We start from the raw sequence: 21,674 nt of genomic DNA, 5'->3' as shown, positions 1-21,674 counted from the left end.
ACTGAGAGGAGTTCTTGAAGTTGATAAGGATTATGCTCTGGTTTCTTGTCTTGTTGCTCCTGGTTTTGAATTTGAGGATTTTGAATTATTTGAAAGGGTAGATCTACTGGCGACCTATCTAGAGCACAAGGAGATGATTGAGCGTTTGACCAGATCCTAGTCTTGATAAGCAAATTTAATCTGATTTAGCAATGTTCGGATTTCTGATAATTGTGTTATAATGTTACCAATAGGAGATAATAGATGACAAAACAAGTCTTATTAGTGGATGATGAAGAACACATTCTGAGATTGCTTGACTACCATTTAAGTAAGGAAGGCTTTTCTACTCAATTGGTAACAAATGGACGGAAGGCCTTAGCTTTGGCAGAAACAGAACCCTTTGATTTTATCTTGCTTGATATCATGTTACCACAATTAGATGGCATAGAAGTTTGTAAGCGGCTGAGAGCCAAAGGCGTCAAAACTCCAATTATGATGGTTTCTGCGAAAAGTGATGAATTTGATAAGGTTTTGGCCTTGGAATTAGGGGCTGATGACTACCTGACCAAGCCTTTTAGCCCTAGAGAATTGCTGGCGCGTGTCAAGGCTGTCCTCAGGCGAACTAAAGGAGAACAAGAAGGAGATGATTCAGATAATATCGCTGACGATTCTTGGCTATTTGGGACCTTGAAAGTATACCCTGAGCGTCATGAAGTCTACAAGGCGAATAAGTTACTGAGTTTGACCCCAAAAGAATTTGAACTCTTGCTCTATCTTATGAAACATCCCAACATGACACTGACTAGAGAGCGTCTTTTGGAACGTATCTGGGGGTATGACTTTGGGCAGGAAACACGTTTGGTGGACGTTCATATTGGTAAGTTGAGGGAAAAAATTGAAGACAATCCTAAAGCCCCTCAATTTATTCGAACCATTCGGGGTTATGGTTATAAGTTCAAGGAGTTATAGATGAAACGCTACCTTCAATTTTGGCTAGTCAATCTAAGTGTTAGCCTCATTCTGATTGCAGGGATGGCATTAACTTGGATCAGTAAAGGCATCGGTCTCTTTCTTCTAGCCCTTTCTTTGGGACTAGGTAGCTACTGGCTCTTTTGCCTTTGGAAATGGGAAGTTGCTTTTGAGACCTTGCACCAACCTCTCTTGACCAGTAGTGAATACTTTTTAGAAAAAGGGCAAGAAGACTTAAAGTCTTTGGCTCAGTATGTGTCTGGCCTAAAAACCAAAGTCTCCCAACAGGATCAGCAATACAAGGACCTAGCCGAAACAATGGAGGTTCTTCTGTCGCACCTAACCATGGGGACGTTTTTAGTTTCCGCTCAAGGTCAGATGTTATTATCCAGTCGCTCTCTGCCTCATTATTTTCCCGATGTGGACGGCGACATAAGTTCACTTGATGACCTCAAACGGATGGATATTCGGAATTTAGTTCACCAAGCCTTCGATCAAAAAACAAGGTTAAAACAAGAAGTAAGTGGGTTTCATGAGGGTGACCTGATTTTAGAAGTGACAGCAGTTCCCGTTTTTAGCCCCACCCAATCTGTGGAAGCTGTGCTCGTCTTGTTATATGATTTAACAACGATTAGAACTTATGAAAAGTTAAATTTAGCCTTTGTCTCAAATGCCTCCCATGAATTGAGGACACCAGTTACTTCGATTAAGGGCTTTGCTGAAACCATTAAGGGGATGTCAGTTGAAGAAGAAGCGCTCAAGGATGACTTTCTAGACATTATTTACAAAGAAAGCTTGCGTCTTGAGCATATTGTTGAGCATCTTCTTACCTTATCTAAGGCTCAACAAATGCCTGTACAATGGACGACCCTTTCTTTGGCAGAATTTGTACAGGATTTGACTCAAAGCTTGCAACCTCAGCTCAAGAAGAAGGATTTACAGCTAAAGGTGCAGGTGCCAGATGATGTCACCCTCGTATCAGATAGTCAATTACTTTCCCAAATCTTACTCAATCTTTTAACCAATGCCATCCGTTACACTGAACAAGGGGGAAAAATTGAGGTCAAGACCCAAAAGGTGAACGAAGGCATTAAGATTTCTGTGTCAGATACAGGGATTGGTATTAGTCAATTAGAGCAGGATCGTATTTTTGAACGTTTTTACCGAGTTAATAAAGGTCGAAGCAGACAAACTGGTGGCACTGGTCTTGGCCTTGCTATTGTCAAAGAACTTAGTCAATTATTAGGTGGCCAAGTCACGGTGACGAGTCAGCTTGGCAGAGGCAGTTGCTTCACGATTTTTCTTCCTAACCAATCTTTCGCACAGGACTAATAATTTTTAAAGCTATTTTTAGGAGCAGCCACTTTTCAAAAGTGGCTTTTTTTGATTCTTTACACAATCTTTACATGAATCAGGGATAAACCTTTACAAAGACTTGTTAGACTATAAGTGTAGTAATCCTACACAAGAAAAACACATAGAAATAAAGGTGATTCTTATGAGATTCAAAAAAATGCTTACTCTTGCAGCCATTGGCTTATCAGGATTTGGGCTTGTTGCCTGTGGCAATCAGTCATCTGCTTCCAAACAGTCAGCTTCAGAAACGATTGAGGTGATTTCACGAGAAAATGGCTCTGGAACACGGGGTGCCTTCACAGAAATCACAGGGATTCTCAAAAAAGACGGTGATAAAAAAATTGACAACACTGCCAAAACAGCTGTGATTCAAAATAGCACAGAAGGTGTTCTCTCAGCAGTTCAAGGGAATGCTAATGCTATCGGCTACATCTCCTTGGGATCTTTAACGAAATCTGTCAAGGCTTTAGAGATTGATGGTATCAAGGCTAGTCGAGACACAGTTTTAGATGGTAAATACCCTCTTCAACGTCCCTTCAACATTGTTTGGTCTTCTAATCTTTCCAAGCTAGGTCAAGATTTTATCAGCTTTATCCACTCCAAACAAGGTCAACAAGTGGTCACAGATAATAAATTTATTGAAGCTAAAACCGAAACCACAGAATATACAAGCCAACACTTATCAGGCAAGTTGTCTGTTGTAGGTTCCACTTCAGTATCTTCTTTAATGGAAAAATTAGCAGAAGCTTATAAAAAAGAAAATCCAGAAGTTACGATTGATATTACCTCTAATGGGTCTTCAGCAGGTATTACCGCTGTTAAGGAGAAAACCGCTGATATTGGTATGGTTTCTAGGGAATTAACTCCTGAAGAAGGTAAGAGTCTCAGCCATGATGCTATTGCTTTAGACGGTATTGCTGTTGTGGTCAATAATGACAATAAGGCAAGCCAAGTCAGTATGGCTGAACTTGCAGACGTTTTTAGTGGCAAATTAACCACCTGGGACAAGATTAAATAAAATGTTTGCTCCATAAATCTCTAAAGAGATGCAGACGTTTCATCGTACAATAAGATAAAGAAGGCAAGTAGGGAGGTGTCGTATCTCCCTTACTTTCTTCACTAGAAAGGACAAGATGTGACAAAACAAGCCTTCAAAGAAGCAGTTTTTAGGGCAATTTTTTTCATGAGTGCAACAGTAGCTGTTGTAGCTATTTTGCTAATCTGTTTCTTTATTTTTAGTAATGGCTTACCTTTCATGGCTAACTACGGCTTTGCCCGTTTTTTATTAGGCAGTGATTGGTCGCCAACGAACATTCCGGCAAGCTATGGTATTTTACCAATGATCGTTGGTTCCTTATTAATTACCTTAGGAGCGATTGTGATTGGGGTGCCAACAGGCATCTTGACATCGGTGTTTATGGTTTATTATTGTCCAAAGCCCGTCTATGGCTTCTTAAAATCAGCTATCAACTTGATGGCGGCCATTCCATCTATTGTTTATGGTTTTTTCGGACTACAATTATTGGTGCCTTGGATTAGAAGCTTTTTAGGAAATGGCATGAGTGTCCTAACCGCTTCGTTACTATTAGGAATAATGATTTTGCCAACCATTATCAGTTTGTCAGAATCTGCTATCCGAACAATTCCCAAAACGTATTATTCTGGTAGCTTGGCTCTAGGAGCTAGTCATGAACGGAGTATTTTTAGTGTCATCTTGCCAGCTGCGAGATCTGGTATTTTATCAGCAGTTATTTTAGGAATCGGTCGCGCAGTAGGCGAAACCATGGCAGTTATTTTGGTGGCAGGCAACCAGCCGATTATTCCAAGTGGACTCTTTTCAGGAACCAGAACCTTAACAACCAATATTGTTCTGGAAATGGCTTACGCATCAGGTCAGCATAGGGAAGCCCTTATTGCAACCTCAGCAGTTCTCTTTTTCCTTATTCTCTTGATTAATGCCTACTTTGCCTACTTGAAAGGAAAATCATCTTATGAGTAAATACCTGCTAAAACTTCTCGTTTATTGTTTTTCAGCTTTAACCTTTGGCTCTCTCTTTTTAATCATTGGTTTTATCCTCATCAAAGGCTTACCTCATCTAAGTCTATCCCTCTTTTCTTGGACTTATACTTCTGAGAACATTTCCCTTATGCCAGCGATTATTTCCACCGTTATTCTGGTCTTTGGTGCTCTTCTTTTAGCCTTGCCCATAGGGATTTTTGCTGGTTTTTATCTTGTGGAATATACAAAAAAAGATTCCCTTTGTGTTAAAATCATGCGATTGGCCTCAGATACCTTGTCTGGGATTCCTTCCATTGTTTTTGGTCTGTTTGGCATGCTCTTCTTTGTAGTCTTCTTAGGTTTTCAATACTCTCTGTTATCAGGAATCTTAACCTCAGTCATCATGGTGTTGCCAGTCATTATTCGCTCAACAGAAGAAGCCCTTTTATCTGTTAGTGATAGCATGCGTCAAGCAAGTTATGGACTTGGGGCAGGTAAGTTACGGACTGTTTTTAGAATTGTTCTACCAGTTGCCATGCCAGGTATTTTAGCTGGAGTGATACTAGCTATTGGCCGTATCGTTGGTGAGACAGCTGCCCTCATGTATACATTAGGTACCTCTACCAATACGCCAAGTAGTCTCATGTCTTCAGGTCGTTCTCTAGCCCTGCATATGTATATGCTGTCAAGTGAGGGGCTACATGTCAATGAAGCCTATGCTACCGGTGTGATTTTGATTATTACTGTTTTAATGATAAATACTCTATCAAGCTTATTATCTCGAAAACTTGTGAAAGGAGCTTCCTAGTATGGGAACATTTTCAGTCAGACACCTAGACTTATTTTACGGGGACTTTCAAGCCTTAAAAAATATTTCGATTCAATTACCAGAAAGACAGATTACTGCCTTGATAGGCCCATCTGGTTGTGGTAAATCAACTTTTCTAAAAACCCTTAATCGGATGAACGATTTGGTTCCTTCTTGCCATATTGAAGGCCAAGTCCTCTTAGATGAGCAAGATATTTATAGTAGCAAATTCAACCTTAATCAGCTACGTAAGCGTGTAGGGATGGTTTTTCAACAGCCTAATCCCTTTGCCATGTCTATCTATGATAACGTGGCTTATGGCCCAAGGACACATGGTATTCGAGACAAAAAACAATTAGATGCCTTAGTGGAAAAATCTTTAAAAGGGGCAGCCATTTGGGACGAAGTCAAAGATAATCTTAAAAAGAGTGCCATGTCCTTATCAGGCGGTCAGCAGCAACGCCTTTGCATTGCGCGAGCTTTAGCAGTAGAACCTGATATTCTGTTAATGGATGAGCCGACTTCAGCCTTAGACCCTATCTCCACTTTAAAAATTGAAGACCTCATTCAGCAACTAAAAAAGGATTATACGATTATCATTGTTACCCATAACATGCAACAAGCTTCACGTATTTCAGATAAAACTGCTTTTTTCTTAACAGGAGAAATTTGCGAATTTGGAGATACCGTTGACGTGTTTACCAATCCAAAAGATCAGCGCACAGAAGACTATATTTCAGGACGGTTCGGATAAGGAAGGAAAAACCTATGAGAAATCAATTTGATTTAGAATTGCATGAATTAGAACAATCCTTTTTAGGACTAGGACAACTTGTCCTTGAAACAGCTTCAAAAACCTTACTGGCCTTAGCCTCCAAAGACAAGGAGATGGCAGAGCTAATTATCAATAAGGATCATGCTATCAACCAAGGTCAAAGCGCTATCGAATTGACCTGTGCCCGTTTGTTGGCCTTGCAGCAGCCACAAGTGTCTGACCTTCGATTTGTGATTAGCATCATGTCTTCTTGTTCAGACCTTGAACGTATGGGAGACCATATGGCAGGCATTGCTAAAGCTGTTTTGCAACTAAAAGAAAATCAACTAGCCCCTGACGAAGAACAGTTACACCAAATGGGTAAATTATCCCTCAGCATGCTATCCGATTTATTGGTTGCCTTTCCTTTGCACCAAGCCTCAAAAGCTATTAGTATTGCTCAAAAAGATGAACAGATTGACCAATATTATTATGCCTTATCAAAGGAAATCATTGGACTTATGAAAGACCAAGAAACCTCAATTCCCAATGGAACACAATACCTTTATATCATAGGGCATCTGGAACGCTTCGCTGATTACATTGCTAACATTTGTGAACGCCTAGTCTACCTAGAAACAGGAGAACTAGTGGATTTGAATTAATTCAACTAATCCTTAAAAGAGAAGAGTACGATTAAGTGCTCTTTTTTATGGTTGTAAAAAAGTTCATTTGACCAATTTGACCAATTTAAGCAGTGTAGATAGTGAGGAGCTGTTTCAATTCTATCGTGAACGAGGAAATGCTGAAAACTTTATCAAAGAAAGGAAAGCAGGATTCTTTGGGGATAAGACAGATAGTCCGACCATGATTAAGAATGAAGTACGTATGATGATGGGCTGTCTGGCTTATAATCTCTACCTCTTTTTAAAGTAGCTAGCTGGTGATGAAGTAAAGGCCTTGACTATCAAGCGTTTTCGACGTCTCTTCCTTCATATTGCCGGAAAATATGTCTCTACTGCTAGACGACATATTCTCAAATTCTCAAGTCTATACGCCTATTCAAAACAGTTTCAAGCCTTATTTGATACAATCTGCCTGATAAATCTGATACTCCCTGTTCCATATAGAGCTAGAGGGCAGGGGAAAACATGCCTAACAGAATAAGTCACCTTATTTTAAAAATCGAGCATCAAACCAAGGGAGGAGTCTGCCCTTTTTTAGGAAAAAATCAAGACAAATCTCCTCAATCATGTCTCGAATATTAGAAATCAAGCAAAATCACCAGAAGGACAGTAGTTTAACTAGCTTTTCTGGTGATTTTTGAACTGTGTAGTTCGTTAGTGCCAGATATGAATAATTTGGGATGATAAATCTTTCTTCCTCAGGTAGCCTATCATAATACTCTTCAAAAATCTTAGCAAAAACACTCTCTTTCTTTTGGGCGATAGTTTCATCTTCGTATGTAGGAGTCCTCATCAAGAAATACTTCAATTCTAGGTATTCCTTATCCAACTCTATATAACTTGGCATCAACTTGTAATCTTCAACCCCCAAACGTTCAGCGATATATTTTAACTTTGTTAGTGTTGGTCTGGATTCTCCATTTTCAATTCTAATTAATTGACGGATACTTCATTCAGACTCATCACCACAAAATTCTGAACGACTGATTTTTTTAGCCAAACGTAATCTTTTAATTTTTTCGCCAAACTCTCGCAAGCTACAAGAACCTCCTGAGTTGTTTACCTCTATTATAAGCATATACTGAATCAAACTATCTATCAGATTTCTTCTCACTTTAACTAAAGACTAAGAGTTTATCCCTTCATCTCGGTCTTTGTATATTTTTCAAGTAACAAAGCCACCATACCCCAGTAATGCAAGTGCAAAATCCTCTAGAATATGATAGAATAAGAGAAAGGACTCTATTAAGGAGGAAATCATGAAAAAACAAACCGTCGCCGTCTTGGGGCCTGGTTCCTGGGGAACTGCCCTTTCACAAGTCTTAAATGACAATGGACACGAGGTACGTATTTGGGGAAACATTCCCGAGCAAATCAATGAAATTAATACCAATCATACTAACAAACACTACTTTAAAGATGTCGTTCTAGATGAAAATATCATTGCCTACACCGACTTAGCAGAGGCACTGAGAGATGTGGATGCGATTTTGTTTGTTGTCCCAACAAAAGTGACACGACTTGTTGCCCAACAAGTTGCACAAACCTTGGACCATAAGGTTATCATCATGCACGCATCAAAGGGATTAGAACCTGATAGCCATAAACGATTATCAACCATCCTTGAAGAAGAAATTCCTGAACATCTCCGCAGTGATATTGTCGTTGTTTCAGGTCCTAGTCATGCAGAAGAGACCATTGTGCGTGACCTGACTTTAATCACTGCTGCTTCTAAAGATTTACACACAGCTCAATACGTTCAGGAGCTATTTAGTAATCACTACTTCCGACTTTATACCAATACGGATGTTATCGGGGTCGAAACCGCTGGTGCTCTCAAAAATATTATCGCTGTCGGTGCCGGAGCTTTACATGGTTTGGGATTTGGTGACAATGCCAAGGCAGCCATCATCGCTCGAGGCTTGGCAGAAATTACCCGCCTAGGGGTGGCACTCGGGGCTAGTCCATTGACCTATAGTGGCTTGTCTGGTGTAGGAGACTTGATCGTAACGGGAACCTCCATCCACTCTCGTAACTGGAGAGCTGGAGATGCCCTTGGTCGTGGAGAATCTCTAGCTGATATCGAAGCCAATATGGGCATGGTGATTGAAGGAATTTCAACGACCCGAGCAGCCTATGAACTAGCGCAAGAACTTGGAGTCTATATGCCCATTACACAAGCCATTTACCAAGTTATCTACCACGGAACCAATATCAAAGATGCCATTTATGACATCATGAACAATGAATTTAAAGCAGAAAATGAGTGGTCTTAACCCTCTAGAGAAAGGATTCTTATGGCACTGAAAGTTAGAAAAGCAGTCATTCCTGCCGCTGGACTAGGAACTCGATTTTTACCAGCAACCAAGGCCCTTGCCAAAGAAATGTTGCCAATTGTAGACAAACCAACTATCCAGTTTATCGTGGAAGAGGCTCTCAAATCAGGTATTGAAGATATTCTGGTTGTCACTGGTAAGTCAAAACGTTCTATTGAGGACCACTTTGATTCAAATTTTGAGCTTGAGTACAACCTCAAAGAAAAAGGTAAAACAGATCTGTTAAAATTAGTAGATGAAGCAACTGGCATGCGCCTTCATTTCATCCGCCAAACTCACCCTCGTGGTCTTGGAGATGCTGTCCTACAAGCCAAAGCTTTTGTGGGGAATGAGCCCTTCGTTGTTATGCTGGGCGATGACCTTATGGACATCACAGATGAGAATGCCGTTCCTTTGACAAAACAACTGATGAAGGATTACGAGCGGACACACGCATCAACCATTGCTGTCATGCCCGTACCACACGAAGACGTTTCATCATATGGAGTCATTGCTCCTCAAGGTGAAGGAATCAACGGACTCTATAGCGTTGAAACTTTCGTTGAAAAACCAGCGACCGAAGATGCACCAAGTGATTTTGCAATCATCGGTCGCTATCTACTCACACCTGAGATTTTTGATATCCTCGAAAAGCAAGCTCCTGGTGCTGGAAATGAAATCCAACTTACTGATGCTATTGATACGCTCAATAAAACACAGCGTGTTTTTGCCCGTGAATTTACAGGAGCTCGTTACGACGTTGGGGATAAGTTTGGATTTATGAAAACATCTATTGACTACGCCCTCAAACATCCACAAGTCAAAGATGACTTAAAAGATTACCTCATCCAACTGGGAAAAGAATTGGCTGAGAAGGAATAATACTCTTCGAAAATCTCTTCAAACCACGTTAGCTTCACCTTGCCGTACTCAAGTATAGCCTGCGGTTAGCTTCCTAGTTTGTTCTTTGATTTTCATTGAGTATAAAATAAAAAAAGATAAGGTTCAAAAAATGCCTTATCTTTTTTCATTCCACAAATTTTCATCCCATTCCCTTGTAGAGAAGTAAGACTGCGAGTCCTACGAACAAGACTAACGCTACCAGTCTCTGACTAGCACTATACATCCGTCTTTCTCCTCTAACTGGAAAGATAATTGCTAGAAATGCGCCACCAACTGCACCTCCGATATGGCCTGCTAGGCTGATTCCTGGAATCAGAACACTTCCAATAATGTTAATCACAAAAAGTGTCAGATAAGACTGTCCTAGCTGTTGGATATAAGGATTACGAGTTGCATAGCGAAGAATGATAATCGCGGCAAATAGACCATAAAGAGAGGTGGATGCACCTGCTGCTAAGGATTTGGGACTAAATACAAAAACAAAGAGATTGCCCATCATTCCTGATAAAAGATAGAGAAAGAAAAACTGCTTAGAACCGAAAATCTCCTCTACCTGCCTTCCAAGATAATAAAGTGAAAGCATATTAACAATGAAATGCTCCCACCCAATATGAACAAAAATAGCCGAAAAGAGACGCCAAATTTGCTCGGGAAAGAGGCGAATGGCAGGCCCATACATGGCTCCAAATCGAAATAGAGTATCCGCCCTGTCAAAGTTTCCTCCTGTAGTTACCAACATTAGTAGAAATACCACGGCCGTCACTAAAAGAAAGAAACTCGTCACAGGGTAACGCCTATCAAAGATTTCCTTCATCAATCAGAACCTCCTGAACAGGAATATCATGGTTTTCAGGGATAAAGTCCTGAACTTGATAATGATAAACCGTACTCAAAGTATGACCAGTAAACTGTTCCAGATAGCGGTCATAATAACCTCCGCCATAGCCAATCCGATAGCCTTCCATCGTAAAAGCCAGCCCTGGGACATGAATCAAATCAATCTGAGAGGCATCTACCACTTCCAAATTTCCCTGTGGTTCCAGTAAGTCAAAGGAAGTTTTGACCAGTTGTTGCAGATCATAGACCACAAAGTCCATGCGCCCCTTGGAATAGGTTTTGGGTATCAGAACCTTCTTGCCGTCCCTCAGCGCCTGCTCAATCAATCCCTGCGTTTGAAACTCATGCGGAAAAGAGAGATAGGTTGCGATGACCTTGGCTTCTTGGTAGAAGGGATGGTGTAAAAGCCGCTCGGTTAAAGCTTGCTCTATAGCCTGTTTTTGCTCTTGAGATATAGCCTTCATTTCTTGCAAGACTTGCTTGCGTAGTTCCGATTTCATAGACAACCCCTCTACTCTGCTGCCTTCTTTTTCAGGAAACTAGAGACCGCATCCACCCCAATAGCTAATGCTTCTTCCTTAGGAGCCATCTGAGGGTGATGAAGGGCGTAGGGACTATCGATACCCAGCCAAAACATCACGCCATCTACCTTCGAAAGGAGATAACCAAAGTCCTCACCAGTCATAGCAGGCTCGATATCAATCAACTCGATTCCGTCTTTTTCTTCAAAAAAGTCCATTAGTTCACGCGCCAAGGCTGGATGGTTCTCAACAGGTAGGTATCCACCTTGTTTGAGTTCCACTTCGACTTCCATATCAAAGGCAGCTGCAACTCCTTCTGCAACTGTTTTGACCCGCTTTTGTACCAAGAGACTCATGTCCTGAGTCAAGGCCCGAATAGTTCCATGCAAAAAGGCTGTATCTGTGATAACATTGTTGGTTGTTCCAGCTTGGAAAACTCCAAAGGTCACCACCGCTCCCTCGATTGGGTTGACATTGCGGCTGACAACTGACTGCACCTGGGTCACAAAGTAACTAGCTGCCACCAAGGCGTCATTAGCTTCATGTGGAAAGGCTGCGTGTCCTCCTTTGCCTTTGAAACGGATCTTCACCTCGCAAGTTCCTGCAAAGAGTGTATGAGTATTGGTCGCAATCTGACCAACCTTCAAATCTGGTCGAACATGAAGCCCATAAAACTGGTCTGGCAACCAGTCTCCAAAAGCGCCATCCTCATACATGAGCATGCCACCAGCTTCATTTTCTTCAGCAGGCTGAAACAGAAAGAGCAAATTATTTTTAGGTTGCTCCTCAAGGGCTCGCTCAAGACAGCCCAAGGCAATGGTCATGTGGAAATCATGTCCACAAGCGTGCATGCGACCTTGATGCTGAGAAGCAAAAGGAAGTCCTGTTTGTTCAACGATAGGCAGACCATCAATATCCGTCCGCCAACCAATAGTACGCTCTGGCTGACTTCCCTGCAAGTAAACCAAAATACCTGTCCGCCAAGTACGAACTTGAACAAACTCCTTGCCCGCAGTCAATTTCTCAATCACATCCAGCAAATAAGCATGAGTTTTGATCTCCTCCAAGCCAATCTCTGGAATCTGGTGCAAATCTCGTCTAATCTGAATCAAATCTAACATCTATCTATCCTCCCATATAGCAGAAAGAGGCTGGAAAAGGGTTCCGCCTCTATTTTTCTTTTACAATTACAAGGTACGAAGCGCATCTTCTAGCGCTGTTTTTTGTTGAGTTTGGGCATCAATCTCTTTGATAATTCGAGCTGGAACACCTGCTACTACTACATTTTCTGGAACATCTTGGGTAACGATAGCTCCTGCTGCGACAACTGAACCACTACCGATTTGGACTCCTTCGATAACCACTGCATTGGCACCGATAAGAACATTGTCTCCAACACGGACTGGTTCTGCGATAGCTGGCTCAATCACACCTGCTAAAACTGCACCTGCACCAACGTGGCTGTTTTTCCCAACGATGGCACGGCCACCAAGGATAGCCCCCATGTCAATCATGGTTCCTGCACCGATTTCAGCACCGATATTGATAACCGCTCCCATCATGATAACAGCATTGTCACCAATTTCTACCTGGTCACGGATAATAGCGCCTGGCTCGATACGAGCGTTGATAGCACGTTTATCTAGCAAAGGAACTGCAGAATTGCGAGCATCTTGCTCAACAACATAGTCTTGATTTTCTACCAAACCATTGAGAAGCGGAGCCACGTCCTTCCAGTCTCCAAATAAAACATTCCCTAGTTTAACAACTGAGCTAGGTACAGCAGTTGCGAGTTGTCCCTCAAAAGTTACTTTCACACTGGTTTTCTTCTCAGCATTAGCGATAAATTGGATAATTTCTTGAGCATTCATTTTTGTAGCAGTCATAAAAAAACCTCTCATTCTTTATAATGATAACTATTCTACCAAAAAAAGCCTCAAATTTGAAGCCTTTTTGTCTGTTTTTAGGTATGATTTTTTAGGGATGTGAGATAAAACGTGCTGTCGGTAAAAGCAAACTCCTACCGATACAACCTAAAAACACTCTTCACAACTATCTCCCCGTGTTTTATTGACTATTCTAGTATAGCACACTTTTAGAATTAAGAAAAGACTTTTTATCTACTTTCTTTCGCTTCTTCTATAGACAAAAATATCATGGGTAAAATAATCAAGGCCATCGCTAGAAGGAGTGACCAATCCACTACCAGGCCTAAGAACAAAACACTCAAGAGAGCAGAAGAGAGAGGTTCACTGGCACTGATAACGGAAACCACCAAAGGAGAAACCAAGGACACCGCCTTCATGGAAATAAAAAAAGCAAAAGCCGTCCCAAAGAAAGCGATAATGAGACAAATCAAGATACTCCAAATATCAAGAATAAAGGAAAGCTGATAAACCGGTGAGAGGACATTGCTAAATAAACCTGCCAAAATCATCCCCCACCCAACCGTGGGTACAAAACCATAGCGCTTCGCAAAAGGCTGGGGCAAGATAACATTAAACATAACACCCATAGCACTCAGTAAGCCCGTCACAAGGGCTAGTGGTGTCATGGATAACTGAGAGAAATCTCCCTTTGTCGCCATCAAGCAAACACCCAGCATAGCAATCAAAACATAGAAAATAGCACTTTTTGACGCTCGTTTTTGATAAACCAAGCGATTGTAAAAGAGGATAAAGACAGGACTGATAAACTGTAAAATAGTCGCTGTCGCTGCATTTGAGTATTCTACACAGAGATAGAAAAAATACTGGACTGAAAAAATCCCCAAAATAGCATAGGCCAAAAAGGGTAGGTAATTTTTCTTGTCTCGCCAAATATCTAGCACTTGCGATTTTAATTGTATTGCAGACCAAATGAGTACAAGACTCCCTGCTAGTGTCAATCGCATAGAGGTAATCCAGCCAGAAGACACCTGGTAATGAGTAAAGAAATACTCTCCTAGAATTCCACAGATTCCCCAGATTAAGCCGGATAGGAGCGAATAAATAGTTCCTTTAACAATCTTTTTCTGATACTGATTCATACCTTTATTGTAACACGAAAGGAAAAAAGAAAAAAGTGGCAATCCATTGATTCGCCACTTCATTTAGAGAATTATCGTCTCGCCCTTGAAGAAGAAGGTCGTGTAGCACTTGAGTTACTGCTATCGCTAGAACTACTACTTGAACTGCTGGAGCTTGATGGAGTTGGTAGACTCCTCACAATACTAGACCAAGCATTCTGATAATCCGCATCACTTCCGCCAATAGCAAAGCGATAACTTGTCGCTGGCGCTCCTGACTTATTAGCCCAATAGCTGGTAACAGTCGAACCTGTGACCTCTACTTCTTTTCCTTCAACAGAAACCTTCCCTGGTTTTTGACCTGTTGATTTCAAGACTTCCGATTTCACTACACTAGGATCTAAAGCAAAGCGCTCGTTCCCCCAAATGCTTGGGGAGGCTTTCTGAATCGCATTTACTAGATGAGCCATGTAATTAGAGTTATTAGAATAACCTGCTCTACGTGACAATGAATGATTATCATCATGCCCAATCCAGCCACCTAGGGTTAATCTAGGTGTCGAAAGCATAAGCCACATATTTTCGTCTTGGTTGGTTGTACCAGTCTTCCCAATCCAATCTGCATTAGCCAGAGTAGGATTTAAAGCAGTCAGATTCGTCTTGAAGGTTGTTGTCACACGAGAGGATAGAACTTCTCGCAGCAAGCCCTGCATAATTGTCGCAGTAGCTTTTGAATAGACTTGAACTGGTTTATCCTGATACTCATACACCACTCTACCATCTGCTGCTTCAATTTTAGAAATCACATGTTTCTGATGATAAACTCCGTTATTAGCTAGGGTCTGATAGCCATTAGTATGCTGGGCAACTGTGACTTCAATACCACCACCCATTGGCAGGCTCTCAATACCGTACTCAGGAATCTCGTAACCCATCTTTTCCATATAACCCTTGACATCAACACCCTTTTCACGGAGCATACGATAGGTCCAGTAAGCAGGGATATTCCATGAATAGTTCAGAGCTTCTCCCAAGGTCATCATTCCTGTTCCCTTGCTATTAGCATACATAATCGGATTACCATTAGCAAAGTTTGTTGGATAGTTAGATAGAATCGTTTCGCTTCCCATCAAGCCCTGATCAATAGCAATACCGTAGGCCAGCAAAGGCTTGGTAGTAGAAGCTGGTGAGCGTTTGGTATCAAAGGCATGATTATTTTGATTTTCTTGATAATTACGACCACCTACAAAGCCTAGAATAGCACCTGTTTGGTTGTCCATCAAGACATTCCCTACTTCTACACGACCTGTTCCATCGTCTAAAAGATAGCCATAGTCAGCAACCGCATTTTGCATGGCAGAATGAATTTTCTGGTCTATGGTAGTAGTAATCTTATAACCACCATTTTCAATTTCCTTGGCTGCCAAATCACGATAAAACTTCTGAGTTGCCTCATTTTTCAATTCCTTAGTGGAGACATTGTCTCTCTGAGCTAGATAGTCATACATACGTTCTTGAGCTTCTGCCAAAGTTGTAAAGTATAAATAGTCTCGTGAAATTCCTGTGACCGTGCCCGAGGGTAAAAAGTCCTGTTTAAGGTCATAATCCTTGTACTGAGAATACTCGTCCTTGCTTAAGGCACCTGTACGATACATACTGTAAAGAACTGCCTTAGCCCGTCTTAAGCCAATTTCTAGGTCTTCATCACTCTTCAACTCCCCAGTATTTTCATAAGGAGAGTAAGTAATGGGACTCTGTGGAAGTCCTGCTAAAAATGCTGCTTGAGGAACAGTCAACTGACTGGCATCGACACCGAAAATCCCCTCAGCCGCCTGCTGAGCTCCTGCAATATTCTGCCCCTTATTATTTCGGCCAAAGGGAGCCACATTGAGATAGGTCGTTAAAATCTCATCTTTATTCATGGCGCGTTCCAAGGCAAGAGCATCCACAATCTCTGTCGCCTTACGAGCCAAGGTCGGCGCATCCCCAACCACCTGCTGTTTAATCAGTTGCTGGGTCAAGGTTGAACCCCCACTAGAGGAACCCAAACCTACAAATTTCCCCAAGGTCGCACGAATCACCGCCTTGGGTACTACACCCTTATGTTCTTTAAAGTGTTCGTCTTCCGTCGCAATGATAGCCTTCTTCAGATTTTCCGAAATTTGCTCAGATGAGATAGAAGTGCGCAACAAATCACTCTCTATGGAAGCAATTACCGTCCCATCCGCATAGGTAATCTCTGAAATAGAAGAGATGTCCTTGACCTGATGTACCAATTCTTCTGTCTGAGGCACCCGAACCTTGTCAAATAAGGCCACTCCGTATCCCAAAGCAATCCCAGCTCCCAACATTCCTCCTAGAAAACCGAGTACAAAGAGTAAGTTAAATAAGGCTTTTATACTCAGTAAAATAGCTGGAAAAATGGCTGACTTATCTAAGGTTTTAGATTTTTTGGTACTTGAACCTTTCTTGCCAGGTCTAGCTGATTTTTTATTTTTTTGTTTTTGCTGGAAAAATTCCAGCATTTTTCGTTTTAATTCATTTAATTGATTTTGCATGGATTTCCTCACTCTATCTATTATACCATAAAAGGGAAACTTTCAATAAAATAGCCACTTTCTTCCCTATTCTGCTAGGCTATTGCCCAAGTTTGTGATACAATAGTTAGAAACAATAATTTTAAAAAGGAGAAAAGACACATGCACATTTTTGATGAGCTAAAAGAGCGTGGTTTGATTTTTCAAACGACTGATGAAGAAGCTTTGCGTAAAGCCCTAGAAGAAGGTCAAGTTTCTTATTATACTGGCTACGATCCAACTGCTGACAGCCTTCACCTAGGCCATCTTGTCGCAATCTTGACAAGTCGTCGCTTGCAACTAGCAGGTCACAAACCTTATGCGCTCGTTGGCGGTGCTACAGGTCTCATAGGAGATCCGTCCTTCAAAGATGCTGAGCGTAGTCTCCAAACAAAAGACACAGTAGATGGCTGGGTCAAGTCTATCCAAGGACAACTTTCTCGTTTTCTTGACTTTGAAAATGGTGAAAATAAAGCTGTCATGGTCAACAACTACGACTGGTTTGGCAGCATCAGCTTCATTGACTTCCTCCGTGATATTGGAAAATACTTCACTGTCAACTACATGATGAGTAAGGAGTCTGTGAAAAAACGGATTGAAACAGGGATTTCTTACACTGAGTTCGCTTACCAAATCATGCAAGGGTACGACTTCTTCGTCCTTAACCAAGACCATAATGTCACTCTTCAAATCGGTGGTTCTGACCAGTGGGGAAATATGACAGCTGGTACCGAATTGCTTCGTCGTAAAGCTGACAAGACTGGACACGTTATCACAGTTCCGCTTATCACAGATGCAACTGGTAAGAAGTTTGGTAAATCAGAAGGAAACGCAGTCTGGCTCAATCCTGAAAAGACCTCTCCATACGAAATGTACCAATTCTGGATGAATGTTATGGACGCTGACGCTGTTCGCTTCTTGAAGATCTTTACTTTCTTGTCACTTGATGAGATTGAAGACATTCGTAAACAATTTGAAGCAGCGCCACACGAACGCTTGGCTCAAAAAGTCTTGGCTCGTGAAGTCGTTACACTTGTTCACGGCGAAGAAGCCTACAAAGAAGCCCTCAACATCACTGAGCAGCTCTTTGCAGGAAACATCAAAAACCTTTCTGTTAAAGAACTTAAACAAGGACTTCGTGGTGTGCCAAACTACCAAGTACAGGCAGACGAAAATCACAATATCGTGGAACTGCTCGTCTCATCTGGTGTGGTTAACTCAAAACGCCAAGCCCGTGAAGACGTCCAAAACGGAGCCATTTACTTAAATGGCGACCGTATCCAAGACCTTGAATATGTCTTGAGTGACACTGATAAGTTAGAGAACGAACTGACTGTTATCCGTCGTGGAAAGAAAAAATACTTTGTATTGACTTACTAAACTGTTCAACATTTACCTATAAAAAAAGGAGTTACCCTCGAGAAAGGTAACTCCTTTTTGCTGTTAATAGTCCCCACCTATCCCTTAATAGACAGGCTACGCAGTACAATGCGTAAGGTTGTTAGATTATGTAAGATAGAGAGATTTGAAGGACTGAGCCAATTAAATAAGCCAAAGCCAATCAAACTACTATTTACGACAACGGTATCTTGAATATTCTTCTTGATGAGTGTTTGCAAAGATGATGATAACGAATCCAACTCTTGGAAGAAATCCAAACGATTATCTAACAATAAGATATCACTCATCTGCTTAGAAATATCTGCACTCTCATTCATCACCACACCGATATCTGATAGAGTTAAAGCCGCTGAGTCATTCAATCCATCTCCAACCATCAAAATAGTGTGACCTGCTTTCTGCAGTTTCTCTACTAACTCAAATTTCCCATCAGGTTTCAAGTCTGTATAGACCTGATCAAAGGGCAAATCTTTGACTAATGCCTCTGTTCTAACCAAGGTGTCCCCTGTTGCCAGAATCAATTTTTTCCCTTGTGCCTTAAGTTTCTCCAAGGCTGCTTTTGCTTCTTTTCTCAAAGGAGTATGAATGCAGAACATTCCAATCAATTCATTCTGATAGGCTAAGAATAAGAGATTGTAGTGACTCTTGTATTCTTCAATTAAAGCATTTTGTTCTGAACTGATATGAATCTGCTCATCCTGCATCAAGACATAATTCCCAATAAGAACTGGTTGGCCATCTATATGAGATTTGATCCCCTTGCTTGCGATATATTGGAGTTTCCCATGCATTTCCTCATGTTCAATTCCCTCTATCTCAGCTTGCTTGACGATGGCATTAGCAATAGGATGATAAATGTGTTCCTCAAGACAGGCACTGATTCTGAGAATATCTTCCTCACTATAGTCTCCAAAAGGTAACACCTTTTCAACTATAGGATAACTAGTTGTGATTGTTCCTGTCTTATCAAACAAGAAAGTATCAACTTCCAGATATTTCTCCAGAACATCTCCATCCTTAATCACCATTTCACGGTTCAACCCTTCCTTGATAACTGTCAAATAAGCTACAGGAGTAGAGATTTTCAAAGCGCAGGAGAAATCGACCAATAGGAAAGAAATAGCCTTAGAAAAAGAACCTGTCAATAGGTAAGTCAGCCCAGCCCCCAAGAAATTATATTTGACGACCTTGTCCGCCATTTTGATGAAATAGCGTTGTTTCGTTTTCTTGTTTTCTTCAGATTTCTTCATCAACTCAATCAGCTGTAAAATACGGCTGTTCATCTGATTATCTGTTACACGAATGCGTAACTCTCCAGTTTCTAATACTGTATTTGCACAAACCAAATCAGACTCTCTTTTTTCAACTGGAAAACTCTCTCCTGTCAAGGAACTTTCGTTGACCATACCTAAACCTGAAACTACTTGCCCATCAAACAGAATTTCATTTCCTTGAGATAAGATCAAGACATCTCCTATTTGAACATCGGAACTCTTGATACTAACAACCGTATCGCCCTGTACTAGGAATACATCGCTCTCTTTTGCAAGAAGACTCTGTTCTAAATCTGTTGCAGTTTTTTTCAAGGACCACTGATCTAAATGATTCCCCAAATCAAGCATAAACATGATATTGCTAGCTGTCTTGGATTGGTTCATAAACAAAGACAATAAAATAGCCGAACAGTCCAAGACTTCCATCGTTAGTTCCTTACGCGCTAGTGTTTGATAGGCTTCTCTAATATAACCCAAAGCCTGATAACAAGTCCATATATAGCGAATAGGATACGGCACAAAACTACGAAAAAGTACACGCTTAACCGCTGCACCTGAAACAATAGAATAAGCACTCTCTTCTCTACGAATGGGAAGAGTCATCAACTCAGAAACTTTCCCTTTATCAATTCTTTTTAAAAAGGCTTCTGCATTATCTAATACAGAAAAGCCTTCTTTTATGCGTAGAGTAAAGTGCTGTTGATCCATGTAAAACTGGATAGACTCAATCCCCTTTTCATCTCTCGCCAAGGAACGAAGATAGTCTTGAATATCCAAGGTAAGTGAAAAAGAAGATGATAGTCGGATATGTTGGTATCCTCTATGTAGCACTTTAAAAGACATATTATTCACCTATAAGGCTATCTAATTGCTCTTCTTTTTTCTCTTGCTCGTACAAATATTTGGCATCTTGCAAGACATCGTCTCCATGTTGCTTCACAACAGAAACAGATGCATCTAGCTCGTCTTTCAACTTGTAAGCCTTAGCCAAAGCTTTAGAATAACCTTTTTTAGCTTCCTTACTTGCTAAGATTTTCAAACCAAGGGTACCAAATGCGACACCACCCAAAAATAATGAAGATTTTTTCGCAACTTTTGCAACGGTTAATACTTCTTTTAACATACTTATTTCCTCCTTATCATTATTATATAGCAATTTAGATATAAAAGCAATTTCATTCTATAAATTGGAGAATTAGTTTTATTTCTACTGAATCTCCCATCTACTTATTCCTAAAGTTGCTTTCATTTGCCTCTTTTGATACACTTAAACTATGAATACAAATCTCAAGCCCAAACTTCAGCGTTTTGCTTCTGCGACTGCCTTTGCCTGTCCTATCTGTCAAGAAAATCTGACTCTGTTAGAGACTAGTTTCAAGTGCTGCAACCGTCATTCTTTTGACTTGGCGAAATTTGGCTATGTCAATCTGGCACCTCAAATCAAGCAATCTGCTAACTATGACAAGGAAAATTTTCAAAACCGTCAACAAATCCTAGAAGCCGGCTTTTACCAAGCTATCTTAGATGCTGTATCTGACTTGCTTGCAAGCTCAAAAACAACCACAACAATTTTGGATATCGGTTGTGGTGAAGGATTCTATTCTCGCAAACTACAAGAAAGTCACTCTGAAAAAACTTTCTATGCCTTTGACATCTCCAAAGATTCAGTCCAAATCGCTGCTAAAAGTGAACCCAACTGGGCAGTCAATTGGTTCGTTGGTGACTTGGCTCGTCTTCCTATCAAAGACGCCAGCATGGATATCCTACTAGATATCTTTTCACCTGCCAACTATGGAGAATTTCGTCGCGTTTTATCCAAAGACGGTATCTTGATCAAGGTTATCCCAACTGAAAATCACCTCAAGGAAATCCGTCAGAAGGTACAAGACCAGCTGACAAACAAGGACTATTCCAACCAAAATATCAAAAATCATTTCCAAGAACACTTTACCATCCTATCTAACCAAACTGCCTCTCTGACTAAGACTATCACAGTAGAACAACTCCAAGCCCTACTCAGTATGACTCCTCTCCTCTTTCACGTTGACCAGAGCAAGATTGACTGGAGCCAACTGACAGAGATTACTATTGAGGCTGAGATTCTGGTTGGGAAAGCATTCTAAACTAGACTTCCCAAAGGTATAAAACTTACCGAAAATCTTCAATATTACAAAAACGCATAAGAACAGGTACTCAAACCTTAATCTTATGCGTTTTGTTATGCAAAAATCACTGGAGTTTCTATACACATTAAGAGGAAATAGTTGAAATCAGTTCTTTTAATAA

21 protein-coding genes and 1 pseudogene are annotated in these 21,674 nt (G+C 40.9%); 13 read left to right on the top strand and 9 right to left on the bottom strand.

Annotated elements, in window-relative coordinates:
* From HT709_RS02365 to HT709_RS11655, 9 genes and pseudogenes are all read left to right on the top strand, one after another.
* Nucleotides 1–160, top strand: a 160-nt coding sequence (locus HT709_RS02365) for a cupin domain-containing protein (RefSeq protein WP_119946614.1), incomplete at its 5' end; no start/stop codon positions are given.
* An 83-nt stretch (nucleotides 161–243) separates the two neighbouring features.
* On the top strand, nucleotides 244–951 hold the full coding sequence (locus HT709_RS02360) for a response regulator transcription factor (protein ID WP_000166478.1): 708 nt from the start codon (nucleotides 244–246) through the stop codon (nucleotides 949–951).
* Complete coding sequence (locus tag HT709_RS02355) at nucleotides 952–2,283, top strand: ATP-binding protein (protein ID WP_023939913.1); 1,332 nt, start codon at nucleotides 952–954, stop codon at nucleotides 2,281–2,283. It abuts the gene before it with no gap.
* Nucleotides 2,284–2,449: 166 nt separating this feature from the next.
* On the top strand, nucleotides 2,450–3,325 hold the full coding sequence (locus HT709_RS02350) for a substrate-binding domain-containing protein (RefSeq protein ID WP_172925478.1): 876 nt from the start codon (nucleotides 2,450–2,452) through the stop codon (nucleotides 3,323–3,325).
* A gap of 117 nt (nucleotides 3,326–3,442) precedes the next feature.
* A complete protein-coding gene (gene pstC, locus HT709_RS02345) occupies nucleotides 3,443–4,306 on the top strand; it encodes a phosphate ABC transporter permease subunit PstC (RefSeq protein WP_172925477.1) in 864 nt (287 codons plus the stop codon).
* Nucleotides 4,299–5,114 carry a phosphate ABC transporter permease PstA gene (pstA, locus tag HT709_RS02340; RefSeq protein WP_000049768.1) on the top strand — a complete coding sequence of 272 codons (816 nt, stop codon included), beginning with the start codon at nucleotides 4,299–4,301 and terminating at the stop codon, nucleotides 5,112–5,114. The genes pstC and pstA overlap by 8 nt, the downstream gene beginning before the upstream one ends.
* 1 nt (nucleotide 5,115) lies before the next feature.
* Nucleotides 5,116–5,868: a phosphate ABC transporter ATP-binding protein PstB gene (gene pstB / locus HT709_RS02335; RefSeq protein WP_000536446.1), complete on the top strand. Its 753-nt coding sequence runs from the start codon at nucleotides 5,116–5,118 to the stop codon at nucleotides 5,866–5,868.
* Nucleotides 5,869–5,882: 14 nt separating this feature from the next.
* A complete protein-coding gene (gene phoU, locus HT709_RS02330) occupies nucleotides 5,883–6,533 on the top strand; it encodes a phosphate signaling complex protein PhoU (protein ID WP_001245789.1) in 651 nt (216 codons plus the stop codon).
* Nucleotides 6,534–6,600: 67 nt separating this feature from the next.
* A pseudogene (locus tag HT709_RS11655) lies at nucleotides 6,601–7,035 on the top strand (transposase); the annotation flags it as partial.
* Between the two features lie 114 nt (nucleotides 7,036–7,149).
* Here HT709_RS11655 and HT709_RS12020 read toward each other — a convergent pair.
* Entirely contained in the window at nucleotides 7,150–7,401 is a 252-nt protein-coding gene (locus HT709_RS12020) for an arginyl-tRNA synthetase (protein ID WP_138706522.1), read from the bottom strand.
* 412 nt (nucleotides 7,402–7,813) lie between these two features.
* Between HT709_RS12020 and HT709_RS02315 the strand changes: the two genes are divergently transcribed.
* Entirely contained in the window at nucleotides 7,814–8,830 is a 1,017-nt protein-coding gene (locus HT709_RS02315) for an NAD(P)H-dependent glycerol-3-phosphate dehydrogenase (RefSeq protein ID WP_138707201.1), read from the top strand.
* A 21-nt stretch (nucleotides 8,831–8,851) separates the two neighbouring features.
* Nucleotides 8,852–9,751 carry a UTP--glucose-1-phosphate uridylyltransferase GalU gene (galU, locus tag HT709_RS02310; RefSeq protein ID WP_001185620.1) on the top strand — a complete coding sequence of 300 codons (900 nt, stop codon included), beginning with the start codon at nucleotides 8,852–8,854 and terminating at the stop codon, nucleotides 9,749–9,751.
* Between the two features lie 160 nt (nucleotides 9,752–9,911).
* Here the strand turns inward: galU and HT709_RS02305 are convergent, their stop codons facing one another.
* The 6 genes from HT709_RS02305 to pbp1b all read right to left on the bottom strand — a co-directional run bounded on the left by HT709_RS02305 (nucleotide 9,912) and on the right by pbp1b (nucleotide 16,695).
* Complete coding sequence (locus HT709_RS02305; protein ID WP_000658506.1) at nucleotides 9,912–10,586, bottom strand: rhomboid family intramembrane serine protease; 675 nt, start codon at nucleotides 10,584–10,586, stop codon at nucleotides 9,912–9,914.
* Complete coding sequence (locus HT709_RS02300; RefSeq protein WP_023939922.1) at nucleotides 10,570–11,109, bottom strand: 5-formyltetrahydrofolate cyclo-ligase; 540 nt, start codon at nucleotides 11,107–11,109, stop codon at nucleotides 10,570–10,572. Before HT709_RS02300 ends, HT709_RS02305 begins: the two co-directional genes overlap by 17 nt.
* Before the next feature lie 11 nt (nucleotides 11,110–11,120).
* Nucleotides 11,121–12,251, bottom strand: a complete 1,131-nt coding sequence (locus tag HT709_RS02295; protein WP_050302753.1) for an N-acetyldiaminopimelate deacetylase — start codon at nucleotides 12,249–12,251, stop codon at nucleotides 11,121–11,123.
* A gap of 66 nt (nucleotides 12,252–12,317) precedes the next feature.
* Nucleotides 12,318–13,016, bottom strand: coding sequence for a 2,3,4,5-tetrahydropyridine-2,6-dicarboxylate N-acetyltransferase (gene dapD, locus HT709_RS02290; RefSeq protein ID WP_172925476.1), 699 nt, complete (start codon nucleotides 13,014–13,016; stop codon nucleotides 12,318–12,320).
* Nucleotides 13,017–13,246: 230 nt separating this feature from the next.
* Complete coding sequence (locus HT709_RS02285; RefSeq protein WP_031233407.1) at nucleotides 13,247–14,158, bottom strand: DMT family transporter; 912 nt, start codon at nucleotides 14,156–14,158, stop codon at nucleotides 13,247–13,249.
* 71 nt (nucleotides 14,159–14,229) lie between these two features.
* Nucleotides 14,230–16,695, bottom strand: a complete 2,466-nt coding sequence (gene pbp1b, locus HT709_RS02280; RefSeq protein WP_138705158.1) for a penicillin-binding protein PBP1B — start codon at nucleotides 16,693–16,695, stop codon at nucleotides 14,230–14,232.
* Nucleotides 16,696–16,836: 141 nt separating this feature from the next.
* Between pbp1b and tyrS the strand changes: the two genes are divergently transcribed.
* A complete protein-coding gene (gene tyrS, locus HT709_RS02275) occupies nucleotides 16,837–18,093 on the top strand; it encodes a tyrosine--tRNA ligase (protein WP_000546883.1) in 1,257 nt (418 codons plus the stop codon).
* Between the two features lie 77 nt (nucleotides 18,094–18,170).
* On the opposite strand, the gene HT709_RS02270 is transcribed toward tyrS, so the two are convergent.
* Nucleotides 18,171–20,231, bottom strand: a complete 2,061-nt coding sequence (locus HT709_RS02270) for a heavy metal translocating P-type ATPase (protein ID WP_119941802.1) — start codon at nucleotides 20,229–20,231, stop codon at nucleotides 18,171–18,173.
* Nucleotide 20,232: 1 nt separating this feature from the next.
* Entirely contained in the window at nucleotides 20,233–20,511 is a 279-nt protein-coding gene (locus HT709_RS02265; protein WP_000910909.1) for a DUF6110 family protein, read from the bottom strand.
* 151 nt (nucleotides 20,512–20,662) lie between these two features.
* Between HT709_RS02265 and HT709_RS02260 the strand changes: the two genes are divergently transcribed.
* Nucleotides 20,663–21,511 carry a putative RNA methyltransferase gene (locus tag HT709_RS02260; RefSeq protein WP_001095519.1) on the top strand — a complete coding sequence of 283 codons (849 nt, stop codon included), beginning with the start codon at nucleotides 20,663–20,665 and terminating at the stop codon, nucleotides 21,509–21,511.
* Nucleotides 21,512–21,674: the final 163 nt, after the last annotated feature.

The sequence above is a fragment of the Streptococcus sp. 1343 genome, assembly GCF_013277355.1.
Classification (GTDB): domain Bacteria; phylum Bacillota; class Bacilli; order Lactobacillales; family Streptococcaceae; genus Streptococcus; species Streptococcus pseudopneumoniae.
Note: the sequence above shows the minus strand (reverse complement) of the source record. Positions and strands in the feature narration are given on the sequence as shown.